This window comes from Enterobacter sp. T2 (genome assembly GCF_010692925.1).
Classification (GTDB): domain Bacteria; phylum Pseudomonadota; class Gammaproteobacteria; order Enterobacterales; family Enterobacteriaceae; genus Enterobacter; species Enterobacter kobei.
Genome location: NZ_CP048736.1, coordinates 471,409 through 488,742 on the forward strand (window position 1 = coordinate 471,409; position 17,334 = coordinate 488,742).

General features: G+C 56.6%; 15 protein-coding genes and 1 pseudogene. 10 read left to right on the forward strand and 6 right to left on the reverse strand.

Annotated elements, in window-relative coordinates; translation table 11 throughout:
• Positions 1-5 precede the first annotated feature (5 nt).
• The 9 genes and pseudogenes from G0034_RS02260 to G0034_RS02300 all read left to right on the forward strand — a co-directional run.
• A complete protein-coding gene (locus tag G0034_RS02260; RefSeq protein WP_008501408.1) occupies positions 6-782 on the forward strand; it encodes a DUF4311 domain-containing protein in 777 nt (258 codons plus the stop codon).
• Positions 783-795: 13 nt separating this feature from the next.
• Positions 796-1,437 (forward strand): DUF4310 family protein, encoded by a 642-nt coding sequence (locus tag G0034_RS02265; RefSeq protein WP_003856081.1) that lies wholly within the window; start codon positions 796-798, stop codon positions 1,435-1,437.
• Positions 1,438-1,479: 42 nt separating this feature from the next.
• On the forward strand, positions 1,480-2,613 hold the full coding sequence (locus G0034_RS02270; RefSeq protein ID WP_048997304.1) for an amidohydrolase/deacetylase family metallohydrolase: 1,134 nt from the start codon (positions 1,480-1,482) through the stop codon (positions 2,611-2,613).
• Positions 2,597-3,715 (forward strand): DgaE family pyridoxal phosphate-dependent ammonia lyase, encoded by a 1,119-nt coding sequence (locus G0034_RS02275; RefSeq protein WP_179120456.1) that lies wholly within the window; start codon positions 2,597-2,599, stop codon positions 3,713-3,715. Before G0034_RS02270 ends, G0034_RS02275 begins: the two co-directional genes overlap by 17 nt.
• The gene (gene dagF, locus G0034_RS02280) at positions 3,712-4,455 is read left to right on the forward strand and encodes a 2-dehydro-3-deoxy-phosphogluconate aldolase (protein WP_179120457.1); all 744 of its coding nucleotides are present in this window, start codon (positions 3,712-3,714) and stop codon (positions 4,453-4,455) included. Before G0034_RS02275 ends, dagF begins: the two co-directional genes overlap by 4 nt.
• A gap of 17 nt (positions 4,456-4,472) precedes the next feature.
• Complete coding sequence (locus tag G0034_RS02285) at positions 4,473-5,609, forward strand: lactonase family protein (RefSeq protein WP_023338954.1); 1,137 nt, start codon at positions 4,473-4,475, stop codon at positions 5,607-5,609.
• 19 nt (positions 5,610-5,628) lie between these two features.
• Positions 5,629-7,539: a BglG family transcription antiterminator gene (locus tag G0034_RS02290; protein WP_023338955.1), complete on the forward strand. Its 1,911-nt coding sequence runs from the start codon at positions 5,629-5,631 to the stop codon at positions 7,537-7,539.
• 77 nt (positions 7,540-7,616) lie between these two features.
• Positions 7,617-7,859, forward strand: a complete 243-nt coding sequence (locus G0034_RS02295) for a type II toxin-antitoxin system RelB/DinJ family antitoxin (RefSeq protein ID WP_023331889.1) — start codon at positions 7,617-7,619, stop codon at positions 7,857-7,859.
• Positions 7,819-7,926 (forward strand): annotated as a pseudogene (locus G0034_RS02300) (hypothetical protein); the annotation flags it as partial. The gene G0034_RS02295 and the pseudogene G0034_RS02300, both read left to right, overlap by 41 nt.
• Before the next feature lie 28 nt (positions 7,927-7,954).
• Here G0034_RS02300 and nrdG read toward each other — a convergent pair.
• From nrdG to G0034_RS02325, 5 genes are all read right to left on the reverse strand, one after another.
• Positions 7,955-8,419 carry an anaerobic ribonucleoside-triphosphate reductase-activating protein gene (gene nrdG, locus G0034_RS02305; protein ID WP_023338956.1) on the reverse strand — a complete coding sequence of 155 codons (465 nt, stop codon included), beginning with the start codon at positions 8,417-8,419 and terminating at the stop codon, positions 7,955-7,957.
• Between the two features lie 141 nt (positions 8,420-8,560).
• Positions 8,561-10,699: an anaerobic ribonucleoside-triphosphate reductase gene (gene nrdD, locus G0034_RS02310; RefSeq protein WP_014882293.1), complete on the reverse strand. Its 2,139-nt coding sequence runs from the start codon at positions 10,697-10,699 to the stop codon at positions 8,561-8,563.
• 369 nt (positions 10,700-11,068) lie between these two features.
• A complete protein-coding gene (locus G0034_RS02315) occupies positions 11,069-11,641 on the reverse strand; it encodes a PTS sugar transporter subunit IIA (protein WP_050862213.1) in 573 nt (190 codons plus the stop codon).
• A 1-nt stretch (position 11,642) separates the two neighbouring features.
• Entirely contained in the window at positions 11,643-14,240 is a 2,598-nt protein-coding gene (locus G0034_RS02320; protein ID WP_050862212.1) for a glycoside hydrolase family 38 N-terminal domain-containing protein, read from the reverse strand.
• A 10-nt stretch (positions 14,241-14,250) separates the two neighbouring features.
• The gene (locus G0034_RS02325) at positions 14,251-15,654 is read right to left on the reverse strand and encodes a PTS fructose transporter subunit IIC (protein ID WP_071978045.1); all 1,404 of its coding nucleotides are present in this window, start codon (positions 15,652-15,654) and stop codon (positions 14,251-14,253) included.
• Positions 15,655-15,833: 179 nt separating this feature from the next.
• Between G0034_RS02325 and G0034_RS02330 the strand changes: the two genes are divergently transcribed.
• Positions 15,834-16,493 (forward strand): MurR/RpiR family transcriptional regulator, encoded by a 660-nt coding sequence (locus tag G0034_RS02330; RefSeq protein WP_014882297.1) that lies wholly within the window; start codon positions 15,834-15,836, stop codon positions 16,491-16,493.
• Positions 16,494-16,501: 8 nt separating this feature from the next.
• Here the strand turns inward: G0034_RS02330 and G0034_RS02335 are convergent, their stop codons facing one another.
• Positions 16,502-17,248, reverse strand: coding sequence for an oligogalacturonate-specific porin KdgM family protein (locus tag G0034_RS02335; RefSeq protein WP_023331894.1), 747 nt, complete (start codon positions 17,246-17,248; stop codon positions 16,502-16,504).
• Positions 17,249-17,334 lie beyond the last annotated feature (86 nt).

Consider the following 17,334-nt stretch of genomic DNA (forward strand, 5'->3'; position numbering starts at 1 on the left):
GACTGATGTTCTTAATTATATTAATAAAATCGCTCATTATCGGCGGCCTGGTAGGCGTCGGTGTTGGGGCCGGGGCTGCACGCATGTTTCATGCGCCTACCACTCAGGGTATGGGCGCGTTTCGTACGTTGGGGGAACTAAACTCCTGCGAAGGGGATCCCGCTTCTCACTTCTCCTTTGGGTTAGGTTTCTTCTTTAACGCCTGGGCCTCTTCCGTGGCCGCGGGTGCTTTCACACAGGACGTTGACCACCGCATCATCCCGAACTGGGGCGCGGCGGCACTGATGATCAAAAACCGTAACGTCGGCGAAACGCTGCACGATCCGCGCAAAATGGCGATTGCCTGTGGCGTGATCGGCATGATCGTCGTGACTTTCCTTAACCTGACGGCCTCCTCCGTACCGGCTGCGCTTCAGGTCACCGCCGTGAAGGTGCTGGTGCCCGCTGCGAACCTGCTGGTCAACACCGTGATGCCGGTGATCTTCTGGCTGGCGGCCATCGACGCCGGTAAAAAATCGGGCTTCTGGGCCACAATCTTTGGCGGCGCGGCACAGCTGATCATGGGTAACGCCGTACCGGGCCTGGTGCTGGGGATCCTGATCGGTAAAGGCGTTGAAGAGAGCGGCTGGAACCACGTCACCAAAGTGATGATGGCGGCGATCGTTCTGCTCTTCGTGCTGAGCGGCTTCTTCCGCGGCTTCGACATGAAGATGATCGAATCCTTCCATCTGACCGTGCCGAACTGGCTCGACATGATCCACAACTCGCTCAGCGGTAAATAACAGGAGCCTCGACATGGAACAGAATAAAGGTTTTTGGTATGCCGACTGGTCGTTCCCGATCTTCGTTGGCCTGCTCTCCTCCGGCGTGTTCGCCGGGACGCACATGTACTACCTCTACGGCATCGGCGCGTTTAACGAAGTGGCCTTCGTGGCGATGCTGAAAGCCGGGATTGATACCGGGGTCTACGGTGCGGTGGCGGCATTCGGCGCAAGCTTCCTGTTCGCCCGCATCATTGAAGGCTCACTGGTGGGTATTCTCGACATCGGCGGTGCGATTCAGACCGGCGTCGGGCTCGGCGTGCCGGCGCTGCTGTTGGGGGCGGGGATCATGTTCCCGGTGACCAACTTTATTGCCTCGCTGATTACCGGCCTGGTGATTGGCCTGGCGATTGGCTACGTCATCATCCTGGCGCGTAAGTTCACCATCAACCAGAGCAACTCCACCTACGGGGCTGACGTGATGATGGGCGCGGGTAACGCCTCAGGCCGCTTCCTCGGGCCGTTGATTATCCTCAGCGCCATGACCGCCTCTATTCCTATCGGCGTCGGTTCGCTGGTGGGCGCGCTGCTGTTCTACATCTGGCAGAAGCCGATCACCGGTGGCGCCATCCTCGGTGCAATGATTTTGGGCTGGCTGTTCCCGGTCGCCCTTTAATACCCGCGGGCGCTCAGGCGCCCGCCTTATCAGGAGAACCCCATGTTTGATTTACTCCTGCGCCGCGCGCGCCTCGCCGACGATACCCTGACCGATATCGCCATTCAGGACGGGAAAATCGCTGCGCTGGGCGACATTGACGCTCCCGCCCGTAAAACGGTTGAGCTGAGCGGTAATGTGTTCGTCAGCGCAGGCTGGATTGACTCTCACGTCCACTGCTATCCGAACTCGCCGATTTATCACGACGAGCCGGACAGCGTAGGCATTGCCACGGGCGTCACCACCGTGGTGGATGCCGGCAGTACCGGGGCAGATGACGTGGATGATTTCTATGAAATTACCCGCAAAGCCGCCACCGAGGTGTTTGCCCTGCTGAACATCTCCCGCGTCGGGCTGATTGCCCAGAACGAACTGGCCAATATGGCGAATATTGATGCCGATGCCGTGAAGCAGGCAGTAAAACGCCACCCTGATTTTATCGTCGGCCTGAAAGCGCGCATGAGCAGCAGCGTGGTCGGTGAAAACGGCATTACGCCGCTGGAGCGCGCGAAAGCCATCCAGAGCGAGAACGGCGATCTGCCGCTGATGGTGCACATCGGCAACAACCCGCCGAACCTCGACGAAATCGCCGAACTGCTCAGTTCCGGCGACATCATCACCCACTGCTACAACGGCAAACCCAACCGTATTTTGACGCCCTCCGGCGAGCTGCGCGCCTCCATCACCTCCGCCCTGAAGCGCGGCGTGCGTCTGGACGTGGGGCACGGTACGGCGAGCTTCAGCTTTGAGGTGGCGAAACGCGCCATCGCGATGGGCATTCTGCCGCACACCATCAGCTCGGATATCTACTGCCGTAACCGGATTAACGGACCGGTCGGGTCGCTTGCAAGCGTGATGTCGAAGTTTCTCGCCATCGGCATGTCTTTGCCGCAGGTCATTGACTGCGTCACCGCCAACGCCGCGGATGGCCTGCGCCTGACGCGTAAAGGCCGCATCCAGCCCGGCCTTGACGCCGACCTGACGCTGTTCACGATTAAACGCCAGCCAACGGTGCTGACGGATGCCGAAAACGACAGCCTGCAGGCTGAACATATTCTGGTGCCGCTTGCCGCGATCCGCGCGGGCAAGGGCTACATGACCGAACAAGGGAGCACGGAACATGCCTTCGATTTATGAGAAGTACCACTTAAAGCAAGTTATCAACACCTCGGGCCGCATGACGGCGCTGGGCGTTTCCACGCCGCGCCCGGAAGTGGTGCAGGCGGCAATGGACGGCATGAATCACTATTTTGAGATGAAGGATCTGGTCAACAAAACCGGGGAATACATCGCGAAGCTTCTTGATGTGGAAGGCGCGACGGTGGTCTCCTGCGCGTCGGCGGGCATTGCCCAGTCCGTAGCGGCAGTGCTGGTCAAAGACAGCGACTGGCTGCTGGAAAACCTGCACGTGACCCCGATTGCGAACAACGAGATTGTCCTGCCGAAAGGCCACAACGTTAACTTTGGCGCGCCGGTGGGCACCATGGTCGCGCTGGGCGGCGGAAAACTGGTCGAAGCGGGCTATGCCAACGAATGTTCCGCCGATCAGCTGGCGGCGGCGATCACCCCGCGCACGGCGGCGATCCTCTATATCAAATCTCACCACTGCGTGCAGAAAAGCATGCTCAGCGTCGAGCAGGCGGCAGTAGTCGCACGTAAACACGATCTGCCGCTGATCGTCGATGCCGCAGCGGAAGAAGATCTGCATGTTTACTACCGTTCCGGCGCAGATCTGGTGATCTATAGCGGTGCGAAGGCGATCGAAGGGCCAACCAGCGGGCTGGTGATCGGCAAAACCCAGTACGTTGAGTGGGTGAAACGCCAGACGGCAGGTATTGGCCGCGCGATGAAGGTGGGTAAAGAGGGCATTCTCGGCCTGACCTGCGCCATCGAACACTACCTCACGGCGACCAAAGAGAGCGGTGCCGAGATGGTGGCGAAGATGATGCCGTTTATCGACGCGCTTAACACCCTGAACGGCGTCACCGCGCGCGTAGTCTGGGATAGCGCCGGGCGCGATATTGCCCGCACCGAGATTAAATTTGACGAAGCGACCACCGGCGTGGGCACCGGTGACCTGGTGAATAAGCTCAAGCAGGGTGAATACGCCATCTATTTCCGTGGCTACAAGGCCAACGAAGGGATTATCGAAGCGGACGTGCGCAGCGTAAATGTTGACCAGCTGAACATCGTGTACCGCCGCATTAGCGAAGTGTTAGGACAGGAGAAAAACGCATGAAACTGACCCCCAATTTTTACCGTGACCGCGTCTGCCTGAACGTGCTGGCAGGTTCGAAGGCCAATGCCAGCGCCATTTACGAGGCGGCGGAAGGCCATGTGCTGGTGGGCGTGCTCTCCAAAAATTACCCGGACGTGGCAAGCGCGGTGGCGGATATGCGCGAGTACGCGGCGCTGATTGATAACGCGCTTTCCGTGGGACTGGGCGCGGGCGACCCGAACCAGTCGGCGATGGTCAGTGAAATCTCCCGTCAGGTACAGCCGCAGCACGTCAACCAGGTCTTTACCGGCGTGGCGACCAGCCGCGCGCTGCTGGGGCAGAACGACTCTGTGGTGAACGGTCTGGTCTCACCGACCGGCACCGTCGGTATGGTGAAAATTTCCACCGGTCCGCTGAGCAGCACGGCACCGGACGGTATCGTCCCGGTGGAAACCGCGATTGCCCTGCTGAAAGATTTTGGCGGCAGCTCGATCAAATACTTCCCGATGGGCGGCCTTAAGTGCCGTGACGAATACCTGGCGGTAGCGGAAGCCTGCGCCCGTTACGACTTCTGGCTGGAACCGACCGGCGGGATCGATCTGGAAAACTTTGAGGCGATCCTGCAGATCGCCCTCGACGCGGGCGTGAGCAAGATCATCCCGCATATCTATAGCTCGATTATCGACAAGGCCAGCGGTGATACGCGTCCGGAAGATGTGCGTACGCTGCTTGAGATGACGAAGAAACTGGTTAAGTCATAACACCCAAAGGAGCCACCATGCACACCCGTAACCTGCTTGTTGCTTCACTCTCTTTGCTTGCTACCGCCGCCGTCGCGCAAACCCAGTATGCCTGGGTCGGCACCTACAACCCCAACGGCGAAGGGCTGTACCGTTTTACCGTTGACGCGCAAACCGGCGCACTCGGCAACAAAACGCTGGTGAGCAAACTGCCGAACGCCGCGCAGTTGGCCGTCTCACACGATGGCAAAACGCTCTATCTGGCAAGCGAAGTGGAGCAGGGCGTGGTGCAGGCGCTGCGGGTGGAAGATAACGGCGAGCTGAGCGAGTTGAATCAGGTGGCCTCCGGCGGCGCGGGGCCGGTTTATCTTTCGCTGACGCCGAATGGCCAGCACCTGCTGGTGGCCAACTACGTCAGCGGATCGATTGCCGTTTTGCCGGTCAAAGCAGACGGCAGCCTGGGAGATGCCACGGATAAACATCAGGATCAGGGCGAACCGGGTGCAGCAAAACCAGAAGCCGCTGTAGAGGGCAGTTTTGCTATCAGCGATCACAACGGTCCTCATGCGCACATGATCGCCGCCGATCCGAGCGGGAAGTACGTGTTTTCGACCGATCTGGGGTTAGATCGCATCTATCAGTACCGTTTTGACGATCGAAGCGGAAAGCTGACCCCCAACGATCCGCCGTTTATCAGCGCCTCCTCGAAAGGGGCCGGACCTCGCCATTTCGTCTTTACGCCGAAAGGGGATGCCCTGTGGCTGATTAACGAAGAGGCCTCAACGCTCACCCATTATACCGTGAATGCCAACGGCACCTTGAAAGCGGGTAAAACACTCTCTGCCCTGCCAAAAGGGTACAAAGGCACCAGTTTTGCTGCCGGGCTGGCGTTAAGCGCCGACGGTAAACAGCTGTATGTGGCTAACCGTTTGCATAACAGCATCGGGCACTTTACCGTAACAGCAGAAGGCACGCTGAGGCATCAGGATGACGTGTGGACGCGTGGCGACTACCCGCGCACCCTGACGCTCGATAAACAAGGACGCTGGCTGTACGTTATGAACCAGCGCAGCGATAACATTACCCGTTTTCGCGTGGCGCAGGATGGGAAGTTGAGCTTCGAGCCAGACTATACGCCGGTCGGCAGCCCATCCCAGATGGTCATTTCACCCTAAGCCGTAAGAGGACAACGACGTGCGATTTCCGAACCAACGTTTAGCGCAACTTTTCGATCTGTTGCAAAACGAGACGCTGCCGCAGGACGAGCTGGCGCAGCGGCTGTCGGTCTCCACGCGAACCGTCCGTGCTGACATCACCGCCCTGAACGCGCTGCTGGCGAGCCACGGGGCGCAGTTTATTCTGAGCCGTGGAAATGGCTATCAGCTTAAAATTGACGACGCCGCGCGTTATCAGCAGCTCCAGGCCTCCCATCCGCGCGCGCTGCGTATTCCCCGTACGGGCGCGGAGCGCGTGCATTATCTGGTGGTGCGTTTTCTGACGTCGGCGTTTTCGCTTAAGCTGGAGGACCTGGCGGACGAGTGGTTTGTCAGCCGCGCCACGCTGCAAAGCGACATGGCGGAAGTGCGCGAGTGTTTTCATCGCTATAACCTGACGCTGGAAACCCGTCCACGCCATGGGATGAAGCTGTTTGGCAGCGAAATGTCGGTTCGCGCCTGCCTGACCGATCTGCTCTGGGAGCTGGCGCAGCAGGACAGCCTGAACCCGCTGGTGACGGACGTCGCGCTCAATGCGGGCGTGGCGGAAAAGATGGTGCCAGTGCTGCACGACGCGCTGACGCGTCACCACATTCGCCTGACGGACGAAGGGGAATTGTTCCTGCGCCTGTACTGCGCGGTATCGGTGCGACGCATCAGCGAAGGCTATCCGCTGCCGGAATTCCATGCGGAAGATGTGGAGGAGAACGTGCGGGAAGCGGCGAAAGATATTGCCGTGGCCATTCAGGAACTGGCGGGCAAAGCGCTTGCACCCTCGGAGGAGAACTGGCTCTGCGTGCACATCGCTGCGCGGCAGATCCAGGAGATCGCCCCAAGCGCCATTAACGCCGATGACGAAGAGGCGCTGGTGAACTACATCCTGCGCTACATCAACACCCACTACAACTACAACCTGCTCAGTGACGCGCAGCTGCACGCGGATCTGCTCACGCACATCAAGACGATGATCACCCGCGTGCGGTATCAAATCATGATCCCCAATCCGCTGCTGGATAACATCAAGCAGCACTACCCGATGGCCTGGGACATGACCCTGGCGGCGGTATCGAACTGGGGAAAATACACGCCGTATGCGATCAGCGAAAACGAAATTGGTTTCCTGGTGCTGCACATTGGCGTCGGGCTGGAGCGTCACTACAACATTGGCTACCAGCGCCAGCCGCGCGTGCTGCTGGTCTGTGACGCCGGTAATGCGATGGTGCGTATGATTGAGGCGGTACTCCAGCGTAAATACCCGCAGATTGAGGTCACGCGCACGCTCACGCTGCGCGAGTACGAGCAGGTGGAATCGCTCAGCGAGGACTTTGTTATCGCTACCGCGCGCGTCAGTGAAAAAGCAAAACCGGTAGTGATGATCGCACCGTTTCCGACTGATTATCAGCTGGAGCAGATTGGCAAGCTGGTGCTGGTAGACCGCACCCGCCCGTGGATGCTGGATAAATACTTCGACGCCGCCCATTTCCGCATCATCGACGCGCCGATTGACCAGCAAACGCTGTTCCGCGAGCTGTGCGAACAGCTTGAAGGTGAGGGGTTTGTGGGGACGGCGTTTCTGGAGTCGGTGGTTGAACGTGAAGCCATCGTCAGCACCATGCTCGGTGACGGCATTGCGCTTCCGCACTCCCTCGGTCTGCTTGCCCAGAAAACCGTGGTCTACACCGTACTCGCCCCGCAGGGGATTGCGTGGGGTGACGAAACCGCGCACGTGATTTTCCTGCTCGCCATCAGCAAAAGCGAGTATGAAGAGGCGATGGCGATCTACGATATCTTCGTCACCTTCCTGCGCGAGCGCGCCATGGCGCGGCTCTGTAGCTGCGGCGATTTTGCCGAGTTTAAAACGGTGGCGATGGAGAGTTTGAGTCGGTTTTGAGAGGCGTTATCCAGAATTCGATGTAATGCGAATGTAATGCTAAACTGCATTACACATTCAATTCTACTGGAGACATAATGGCCACGCTGAACGTCCGTCTGGATGACAAACTCAAAAATGAGGCTTATGCCGTGCTGGAAAAACTCAATATCACGCCAACGGAAGCTGTGCGTTTACTGTTTCAGTATGTCGCGGAAACGGGACGCATGCCGGTGAAAACGGTCACCATTAGCGACAGTGAAGATGAACTGATACAGACAGTCCGGGAGCGACTGGCTAATCCGCAAAAGGGAATTAAGGTCAGTCTGGATGACTTATGAACTGGTATTTGACCCGAGGGCGTTAAAGGAGTGGAGCAAGCTGGGCGATACCGTAATCAGCCGTTTATCATGACGCAAACAAACGGCTTTAGCGATTACCGCAAATGATGCACAACCTGGTTACTGCTGCCGCGCCAGATCAGCGCGGGGTCTTTTAAATCCTGAACGAACTTGCCGTCGACCAGCACGTTAATCAACTCCACCACTTCCATCTGAGCCGCATTCAGTTCATCCAGCCTGTAACCCGTCCAGACCCAGATATCCTTTCCTGCGCACTCGCGGCGAATGCGTTTTACCAGATTCAGGATCTCCGGCACGTTTTGCGGGTGAAGAGGATCGCCGCCGGAGAGCGAAATTCCCTGTCGTTTGATGCGCGTATCGTTGAGATCGTTAATGATCCGGTCTGCCATTTCCGCGGTAAACGGCATACCAGAATTTAAGCGCCAGGTGCTTTTGTTATAGCAACCCGGGCACTCGTGGACGCAGCCTGACACGAACAGGGTGCAGCGGGTGCCGGGTCCGTTGACGATATCAACGGGGTAGTATTGATGGTAATTCATAGCGTTAACCTGATGCCCTCACCCCGGCCCTCTCCCACAGGGAGAGGGAGAAAACCGGAGCCGGGCTCAACAATATGCTCGATCGGTTCCCTCTCCCTTGAGGGAGAGGGGTAGGGTGAGGGGGAGAACCCAGAGCAGAACTTACCCGATCTGCCCATTCCCCAGATGCTTCACGCGGCGTTTCACCTCTTCCTGCTTACCGGCGTTAAACGGACGCGCATCCGGGCTACCGAGATAGCCGCACACGCGGCGGGTTACCGACACGCGTGCCGCGTCGTGGTTACCGCATTTCGGGCAGGTAAAGCCTTTGCTGGTACACTCGAACTCACCGGTAAAGCCGCACTCGTAGCATTCGTCGATGGGCGTGTTGGTGCCGTAATACGGCACATGCTGATAGCTGTAATCCCACACGTCTTCCAGCGCCTTCAGGTTGTGCTGAATGTTCGGGTACTCGCCGTAGCAGATGAAGCCGCCGTTGGCGATCGGCGGATACGCCGCTTCAAAGTCGATCTTGTCGTACGGGTTTACCTTCTTCTCCACGTCGAGGTGGAAGCTGTTGGTGTAGTAACCTTTATCGGTCACGCCTTCCACGATGCCGAACTCGGCGGTGTCCAGACGGCAGAAGCGGTCGCACAGGTTCTCGCTTGGGGTACTGTACAGGCTGAAACCGTAGCCGGTTTCCTCTTTCCACTGGTCCACGGCATCGCGCAGGCGCTGAACAATCGCCACGCCTTTTTCACGCAGCGCGTCGCTGTCATACATATGCGTGCCGCCAGACAGGGCATTGATGGTTTCATGGATGCCGATATAGCCCAGCGAAATCGACGCGCGGCCGTTTTTGAAGATCTCAGACACGTCATCGTCCGCTTTCAGGCGCACGCCGCAGGCCCCTTCCATATAGAGGATAGGTGCCACGCGGGCTTTGACCCCTTCAAGGCGAGCGATACGGGTCATCAGCGCCTTGCGCGCCAGCTGCAGACGTTCATCCAGCAGCGTCCAGAATTCCGCTTCATTGCCTTTCGCCTCCAGCGCGATGCGCGGCAGGTTCAGGCTGATGACGCCGAGGTTGTTACGCCCGTCGTGGATCTGCTCGCCGTTTTCATCTTCGTATACGCCGAGGAAGCTGCGGCAACCCATTGGCGTTTTAAATGAACCGGTTACTTTTACGACCTGATCGTAGTTCAGAATATCCGGGTACATGCGCTTGCTCGCGCACTCCAGCGCCAGCTGTTTGATGTCGTAATTCGGATCGCCAACTTTGTGGTTCAGCCCGTCGCGGATGGCGAATACCAGTTTCGGGAACACCGCCGTTTTGCGGTTCTTACCGAGGCCGGAGATACGGTTGCGCAGGATGGACTGCTGGATCAGACGCGATTCCCAGCTGGTGCCCAGGCCAAAACCGAAGGTCACAAACGGCGTCTGGCCGTTGGCGGTATGCAGGGTATTCACCTCATACTCCAGCGACTGGAACGCGTCATAGCACTCTTTCTCGGTGCGCGAGTGCGCATAGCCGTCGGCGTCCGGGATCTGCCACTCTTCGGCCGTTTTGCGGTGCTTGTTGAAGCTTGCGGTCACAAACGGGGCCAGCACTTCGTCAATGCGGTTAATGGTGGTGCCGCCGTAAATGTGGCTGGCGACCTGGGCGATAATCTGTGCCGTGACCGCAGTGGCGGTGGAGATGGATTTTGGCGGTTCAATCTCGGCGTTACCCATTTTAAACCCGTGGGTCAGCATGCCTTTCAGGTCGATCAGCATACAGTTGAACATCGGGAAGAACGGTGAATAGTCGAGATCGTGATAGTGGATCTCACCGCGCTCGTGCGCTGAGACCACATCGCGCGGCAGCAGGTGCTGACGGGCATAGTGTTTGGCGACGATACCGGCCAGCAGATCGCGCTGGGTGGGGATCACTTTACTGTCTTTGTTGGCGTTTTCATTGAGCAGGGCAGAGTTGGTCTGCTCTACCAGGCCACGGATCTCCTGGTTCAGGCGGCCGCGCTTTTCACGCTGCACGTCACGATCGTGGCGGTACTCAATGTAGGCGCGGGCCAGCTGCTTGTAGGGGCCCGCCATCAGCTGATTTTCAACCGCGGTCTGGATCTCGTTGATATCAACCTGGCTGCGTTCATTCATCTGGCTGCTAACGACTTCTGCGACGGTGGCGCAGTAATCTGCGTCATCGACTCCCGCTGCTTTAGCTGCACGCAGAATGGCTTCCTGGATGCGCTCTGATTTAAACGGCACTTTACAGCCATCACGTTTCATCACATGCGGTGTCATGATCACTCCATTTTTAAAAACAGTTTATCCACAGAGGTGGAGAAGTATTCACCGGGCGCATTCCCCGCCAGGCCAAAGACTTCCCGCGTTCCCGGCTCGTGTTATCCACAATTCCGGCCAGCGTAAGCGCCGTCTTGTTGTTGGAATAGTAGACGATTAATACAACATGTTGGGTCGGCGAGCATTTTAAGTGCTACATATAGTGATTTGCATCAAACTTGTTTGCGATTTATTTGATGCAGAACAAAGTAAAAAGACGAGAGTACAAACGGCGGGCGCTTCAGCGATTGTAAAGACCAGAAGGAAAAATCTGATTAATTATTCAACAAAAACAAGCGCTCAGCACGGTCTGTACTGAGCGCTACGTGATTAATGGATGCCGCGCACCCAGCTTAAACCTGCCTGTAAAAAGGCGGCGATAGCGACAGTGCCCAGCACCAGTGGGATGAGAAGGGAACGCGCGGCCACCGCATCCTCAATGTGCGGTTCTTCCGTACTCAGGGCAGACAGCGCCTCTTCCCGGGTGCGTGCCGCCAGAAGCTGCTCACGCACACGGTCTTCCGTCAACAGGCTGGTTAGCGTCGTGAGCAGCTGCATATGCGTGCTGCCTGCTTCAGCAGGGGGAATGGCGAGCAGGAAGACCATTCTGACCTCTTCATCCCCCTCCAGCCCCGGCCAGCGTATCGGGTCGTCAAAAAGCGCCAGACAAAACGCCGCCTCATGCACCGTCTCGGTTTTACCGTGTGGAACGGCAAGTGCTTCGCCCAGAGCCGTGGGACCTTCACTTTCACGCTTTAAAACGCTCTGGATAAATGTCTCTTGATCGCCGATGACGTTTCGCCTGACGAGCGGTTCGGCGAGCCAGCGGATCAGCGCTTCAGGGGTACGGTGCGGCGGGTTGATAAAAACCAAATCGGGGTGCGTCAATGCAAGCAAGTTCATATTAAGCCTCTAACAAAAAATCGCAGGTCGCGGAAGGGTGGATCGCCGTTACCGGCTGCACGGGCTCTTCCAGATAGTTGATCTGAGGAAGCCCCGCGAGATCTGCCGGAACGGGAACCGGCTGCGTGCCAGCGTTAAACACGCGGATGACCGTGCCATGCGACTGTTGGGCATGGGGCAGGGCAGACAGAATAAGCGGCTCCGGTAGGGTCAACAGCGAGAAGTGTGCCGGAAGCTGGCGTTCGGGCAGGCGCAACGAAAAGCGCTCAAGGCGATGATCGAGCGTGTGCAGCGTTTGCCGTTGATAGGTAAACGGCTGCCCGGTCGCGAGATTTTCCAACTGACGTAGCGTCAGATGATCGGCACTGTCGGCCAGCGCGACGCTGAATGAAAAGTGCAACGGCTTCAGCAATTGGGCATCGGGGGTCTCAACCACCGTATTATTAATCCCGGATGCCCGACCCGGTCGCCAGTCAAGGTCATTTCGTCCGAGCACACCCGTTGACTTAAACAGCGTCAGGGCAATCACTGCCGGTTCGTGCCCGAGGATCTGAAACTCCTTCATGCCGCGGCTATTCACCACCAGCGCTTTGCCTTCTTCTGCGACAGCGATAATGCCCTCGCTGGTTTCGATATCCACGGGCAGCTCGCGATAGCGTTCCTGCCAGTTTTCATCGTCATACCCCGTTTCGCGTTGGATGATCGCAAAGGGCTGTGAGGCGATAGCGTGATGCGTGTGAATATCGCTGTTGATCAGCAAGCGCAGCCGGTGATCGCAGTGGCTGTTTTCCAGCGCACCGTCGACATACAGGTTCGGATCGTCATGGCGCAATTCACACGCCAGACGCAGGCATAACGGTTTTCTGACTGCATCCTGATGTCCGGCGAGATCCGGCGGCAGAAGCAGCGTCGCCTCAATAACCAGCTTTTCGACAAGAGGCGTTTTCAGGCAATCAATGAGTGTGAAATGGGAACAGCGCGTTGGCGTATCGCCTGCAAGCGGGGAGAAATCGTAGCTGTCGCCCGCATCCGCGCAGTCTTCGAGGGTAAAGAACGCGGGGATGCATCTGCCCGTGTGTTTGTCCTCAAGGGTAAGCGTTCCGGCGTCCAGCATCAGCCGATAATGCGCATTTTCTATTTCGCGGCCCTTTTCCTGTTCAGGCTGCCGTAACGGCGCAGGGTTATTCTCAACGTTCACGGTGAGATAGCCAACCGACGGCAGAACCGGCGTATGCACAGCAATGTGCCAGCGGAAATAGGGAGGAAGAGGCGTTTCACACTCGCCTTCGGCAGTGAGGGAGATCGCCGTTCCGCCGGGTAAAATGTCTCTTTTCAGGACGTCGAAGCGCACGGGCTGCCCCTGATACGTCAGCGCGATATGTTCAGCCCGGCTATACAGCGTGGTTTTAACCACGCGCCGCATTGGGGTGGTCAGCGGATTGAAGATCAGCAGGTCCCCTTCCTGAGCACAGGCGGCGGCCAGCGTTTTTACCACCAGATTCCACAGGCTGTGACACAGCTGCTCGGTTTGTTCCAGCCGATGCAGAATGTCGCGATTGGTCGCATCGCTATTACAGCCGCCGATAGAGTCGTGGGCGTGGCTTCGCAAAAGCGTCTTCCAGAGGGTATCGACCACAGAGAGATTGACCGGTAGCCCCTGATGCCGCGCCATGGCAATCGTCGGCTCCAGCTGTCGCAGGATAAACTGCTCAATCTCATCATTTTTCTTTTTAATGTCGTAGCGCACGGAGCCGATCGTTTTATGGATGCGGGTGTAGCGTGGCGATTTCAGCTCGCCTTCCCAGCATTCAAACTGCTCACGCTGCGCGCGCAGGATGTCCACGTAACGCTCCAGCGAACTGATGGTGTACCAATCCTGGTTGGGAGAGTGTTTGCTGGCGACCTGCAGGATAGTCGGCAGCGCCGGGTCGATGCTGACCTGATCGCCGCCGCAGGGCAGGAGCAGGTCATCGATACCGGCCCGTGAACGCAGCAAATCGACCATCGGGTAGATTTTCCCCTGCAGATGGCTGGCTTGCGAAGCGATATTTTTAGCCGCGCCATACCCGAGCGCCATCGCGCAGGCGATGACGCTCGCCCCTGACGGTGCGCGCCAGATAAACTGGCTGCGTTTGGCCTGCCGGTCGTGATCGATACCGCGCCAGAAGACGATGTTATCGATATTGCAGCTCTGCAAAATCGTCGGCATTTGCGCATTGTGGCCGAAGGTATCAGGCAGATAACCGACCTGCATCGCATGTCCCAGCGTTCGTGCGGCGAAGATGCCGTACTTCAGGTTGCGGATAATGGATTCGCCATGCACGTTGTAGGTGTCCGTCTGGGTATACCACGGCCCGACGAAAATCCTTTTTTCTCTGACCAGCTTTTCCAGCCTGGCGCGATAATCGGGATTGATCGCAAGAAAGTCCTCCACGACCGCCATCTGCCCGTCAAGGTGATAGCAGGCATAAGCCGGGTCCTGCTCCAGCGTGTTGATAACATCCGCAAAGTTATATGACGCCAGCACCATGCTGTCCTGACGGGTGAAATACCACTCCTGATCCCAGTGCGTGTGGGCAATAACGTGGATCTGACTCATGATGTTTCCCTCACCTGACGTTCTTTGGGCTGACATAAAGCACGCCCAGGGCGCAAATCAGTGCGCCAATAAAGACGCTCGCCAGATAGCCCGCCACATTGGTCGCCAGCGGCCAGCCCCAGATGGCGGGCAGAGGCAGCGTCTGCTTCACGCCGAGTGCAATCGCCACCAGTGCACCGGCGACGGCACCGGTCATGAACACCGGGATCAGGCGTGGGTTTTTCAGGATGAACGGGATAGCGCCTTCTGAGATCCCGATTACGCCCAGCAATAACGAGGTGCTGCCAACGGTTTTTTCTTCCCGGCTGAAGACATCCGGCAGACCAAAGCGGCCGTTGAGGAATGCGGCAAAACCGACGCCAATGGAGGGGATCACGATAGAGAGTTCGCGGGCGGTTAAATCAAACGTCTCGCTCATGCCATTCAGGCCGAGCGCGACCGAGCCTGCCGCCTTATTGACCGGACCACCAAGGTCGAAAGCGGTGCCCGCGGCGATCATTGCGGAATAGAACCCGCGACCGGTGTCGCCTGCCGAGGTAAAAAAGACCACCATCAGCTGATTAAGCGAGCCAAAAATCGGGTTAATCAGATATTCCATGACCATCACCAGCGTAATGCCGGTGATCAGCGGGACGATTAGCATGGTTTTAATGGTGGTGAGCTGCTGGCGGACATGAATCGAATCGTTGAGCCAGCGCACCAGATAGCCCACAAAGAAGCCAATCCCAATCGCGCCAAAAAAGCCGGAGGGCATAAAGCCCTCGATATCAAAGAAGCGCTTGTAGACTTCGTCTGACATGATGCCGCCGATAAGCCCGGGGATCAGCGCCGGTTTTCCGGCAATGGCAAACGCCAGATACATGGCGAAGACCGGATACATGAACTTGATGGTCATAAAGCCCACTTTATCCAGCACGCTGAACGGCGAATGTTCAATGTTAATAAACTGGCCGGTAATTTTGGCCGTCGCCATCATCAGCCCCCCCATGACCACGACCGGTAACATATAGCTGATGGCCGCCATGATATGGCCAATAAATATCTGGTAAGCCGAACGCCGGAGATCGTCTTCGTCTTCATCTGCTACAGCGGTAGCATTTTTTTCCATTGCCAGCGCCTGACGCAGATAGCGATCGGTGTGCTTGATCAGCTCTTGTGTTCGTGTCTGAAGGTGAGGAATGTCATCAAAACGTTCGGCATCCTGAATGGGGACGTCGGTTGCCAGAATAATGGCGGTGGCAGAGGCAATTTCCTGTTTTGTTAAGCGATTTTTAACACCGTCGCTACCCTGCGTTTCGACCTTTACCTCAATGTTATGCGCTTTAGCCCATGCGATAATTTTATTCGCGGCCATAAACGTGTGTGCAATGCCTGTCGGGCAGGCCGTTACCGCGACAACTTTTTGTTTCGTCATTGTCATAATTCCCTGGATGTGAAAACAGGGAAAGTATAAAGAGAAGCCAAAACAGTTTTTAATGTTTGCTAATACTTATTACGTATCGTCATACGCGGGCTTGCAATATGTGAAGCGCCTTCCAGAGGATATTTTTCGGCTGTGGTAAAATCATGGCAGGATTAAACAGGGTGTAATATATGAATTCATTTCAGGGAAGTGAGCGTTTGATATTTGAATACATTCAGCATCACGCTACTCATATTTCTACTATATCGGCAAAAGAGATTGCCCGTGATACTTTTACCACGACAACCTCCGTTAATCGCGTGTGTAAGAAAATGGGCTATAAGAGCTATACAGAGCTTCGGTATCGTTTTTTACGCGATCATTTTACCCCTGCGCCTGTAAACCCTGACGTGGGGCCGCAGGCGGAGGAGATTGTGGTGGAGATGTCCAGGTTGCTGACCCATTCCAGCCATATTTTTCTCTATGCACGGGGCGCATCACTCACCAGCCTCAACTACCTGTCGCGTTTTTTATCTCTGGCGAGCCTGCCGCATCTTATTCTCAACGATATGCACCAGCTGACGCGGGTATCGAAGGGAACGCTGGTGTTGATCAGTAAATCCGGAGAGACGCAGTCGTTAATTGAAATGGCGCGTAACGCGCTGCGCAAAGGATTAAAGATTATTGCGATCACGCGCGAGGGGTCTACGCTGGCCGCGCTCTCTTCTCTATGCTGGCCGTTGTTGATTGATATCAACGCGGTATCGTTATATCAGCGGGAAGGGCAGCTGGAACTGTTAAGTGCGGTAGACCGTATCGGCTGCAGGCTGCTGCAGCACGATACGGTGTAGTCAGGTCGTCAGAGCTGCTTCACTATCCCCAGACGGACGGCATAATCATTTTCATGGTTGCCGTCATCGTTGATATAGGTTTTATCCAGTGAAACCAGTTCGACGTAAGGCGTCCAGCCATCGTCGAGCTTGTAGTTGAAGGCGACGGTATGTTCCCAGTAGGTATCATCCCCGGTTCCCTGATCGACACCATCCTGCCAGCGGAAGCGTGGGTTGTAGGACATCCCGAATTTGCCAATGTTATACGCGAACCAGATGTCGAACTGGTGTGACTGGCGGCGGGTATACCCGCTGCCGTCGAGTTCTTTGTCGCTGTGCGCGTCATTGACGGTGTTATAGCGATAACGGGCGGCGAGATTCAGACCGTTATCGAACGCTTTCCAGCCCTGAATGAAGGGGCGGTAATGGGTATTGCTGGCGGTGAAAACCGTCACCATGCCCGGCGCTACGGCAAAGCCGTTTCCAAGATCGAAGCGCCAGCGCGTTTCAATCTCTTGTGCCGCTTCCGTTAAGCCTTTTTCGTCTGGGTTATATCGGTCGGTATCGCCAAAAAAGGTATCATTGTGGTTTTGTGCGGCTTCAACGGAGAAGTAAAAACCATTCTCCGCCTGATGCATGACCTTAATACGGGAATCATTGACGTCTGAGTTTGTGTTGTGACCAAAACGAAGGTCGACGGATGTATTTCCGCACCATCCCTGTGTACTTAATAATAGTGCGCTAATACACGTTGCTTTAATAATTCTCTTTTTCATAATGTCCTGCCGAGGTTATTTGATTGGCAGGGCTATTTTTATTTTCGGCACGCCACGATGTAAAAGTTATCGTCGTACATTTAGCG

Coding starts and splice junctions, on each gene's coding strand:
- G0034_RS02330 (WP_014882297.1), top strand. CDS start 15,834: ATGAATTCATTTCAGGGAAGTGAGCGTTTGATATTTGAATACATTCAG.
- dagF (WP_179120457.1), top strand. CDS start 3,712: ATGAAACTGACCCCCAATTTTTACCGTGACCGCGTCTGCCTGAACGTG.
- G0034_RS02270 (WP_048997304.1), top strand. CDS start 1,480: ATGTTTGATTTACTCCTGCGCCGCGCGCGCCTCGCCGACGATACCCTG.
- G0034_RS02260 (WP_008501408.1), top strand. CDS start 6: ATGTTCTTAATTATATTAATAAAATCGCTCATTATCGGCGGCCTGGTA.
- G0034_RS02285 (WP_023338954.1), top strand. CDS start 4,473: ATGCACACCCGTAACCTGCTTGTTGCTTCACTCTCTTTGCTTGCTACC.
- G0034_RS02275 (WP_179120456.1), top strand. CDS start 2,597: ATGCCTTCGATTTATGAGAAGTACCACTTAAAGCAAGTTATCAACACC.
- G0034_RS02315 (WP_050862213.1), bottom strand. CDS start 11,641: ATGAACTTGCTTGCATTGACGCACCCCGATTTGGTTTTTATCAACCCG.
- G0034_RS02265 (WP_003856081.1), top strand. CDS start 796: ATGGAACAGAATAAAGGTTTTTGGTATGCCGACTGGTCGTTCCCGATC.
- G0034_RS02320 (WP_050862212.1), bottom strand. CDS start 14,240: ATGAGTCAGATCCACGTTATTGCCCACACGCACTGGGATCAGGAGTGG.
- nrdG (WP_023338956.1), bottom strand. CDS start 8,419: ATGAATTACCATCAATACTACCCCGTTGATATCGTCAACGGACCCGGC.
- nrdD (WP_014882293.1), bottom strand. CDS start 10,699: ATGACACCGCATGTGATGAAACGTGATGGCTGTAAAGTGCCGTTTAAA.
- G0034_RS02295 (WP_023331889.1), top strand. CDS start 7,617: ATGGCCACGCTGAACGTCCGTCTGGATGACAAACTCAAAAATGAGGCT.
- G0034_RS02335 (WP_023331894.1), bottom strand. CDS start 17,248: ATGAAAAAGAGAATTATTAAAGCAACGTGTATTAGCGCACTATTATTA.
- G0034_RS02325 (WP_071978045.1), bottom strand. CDS start 15,654: ATGACGAAACAAAAAGTTGTCGCGGTAACGGCCTGCCCGACAGGCATT.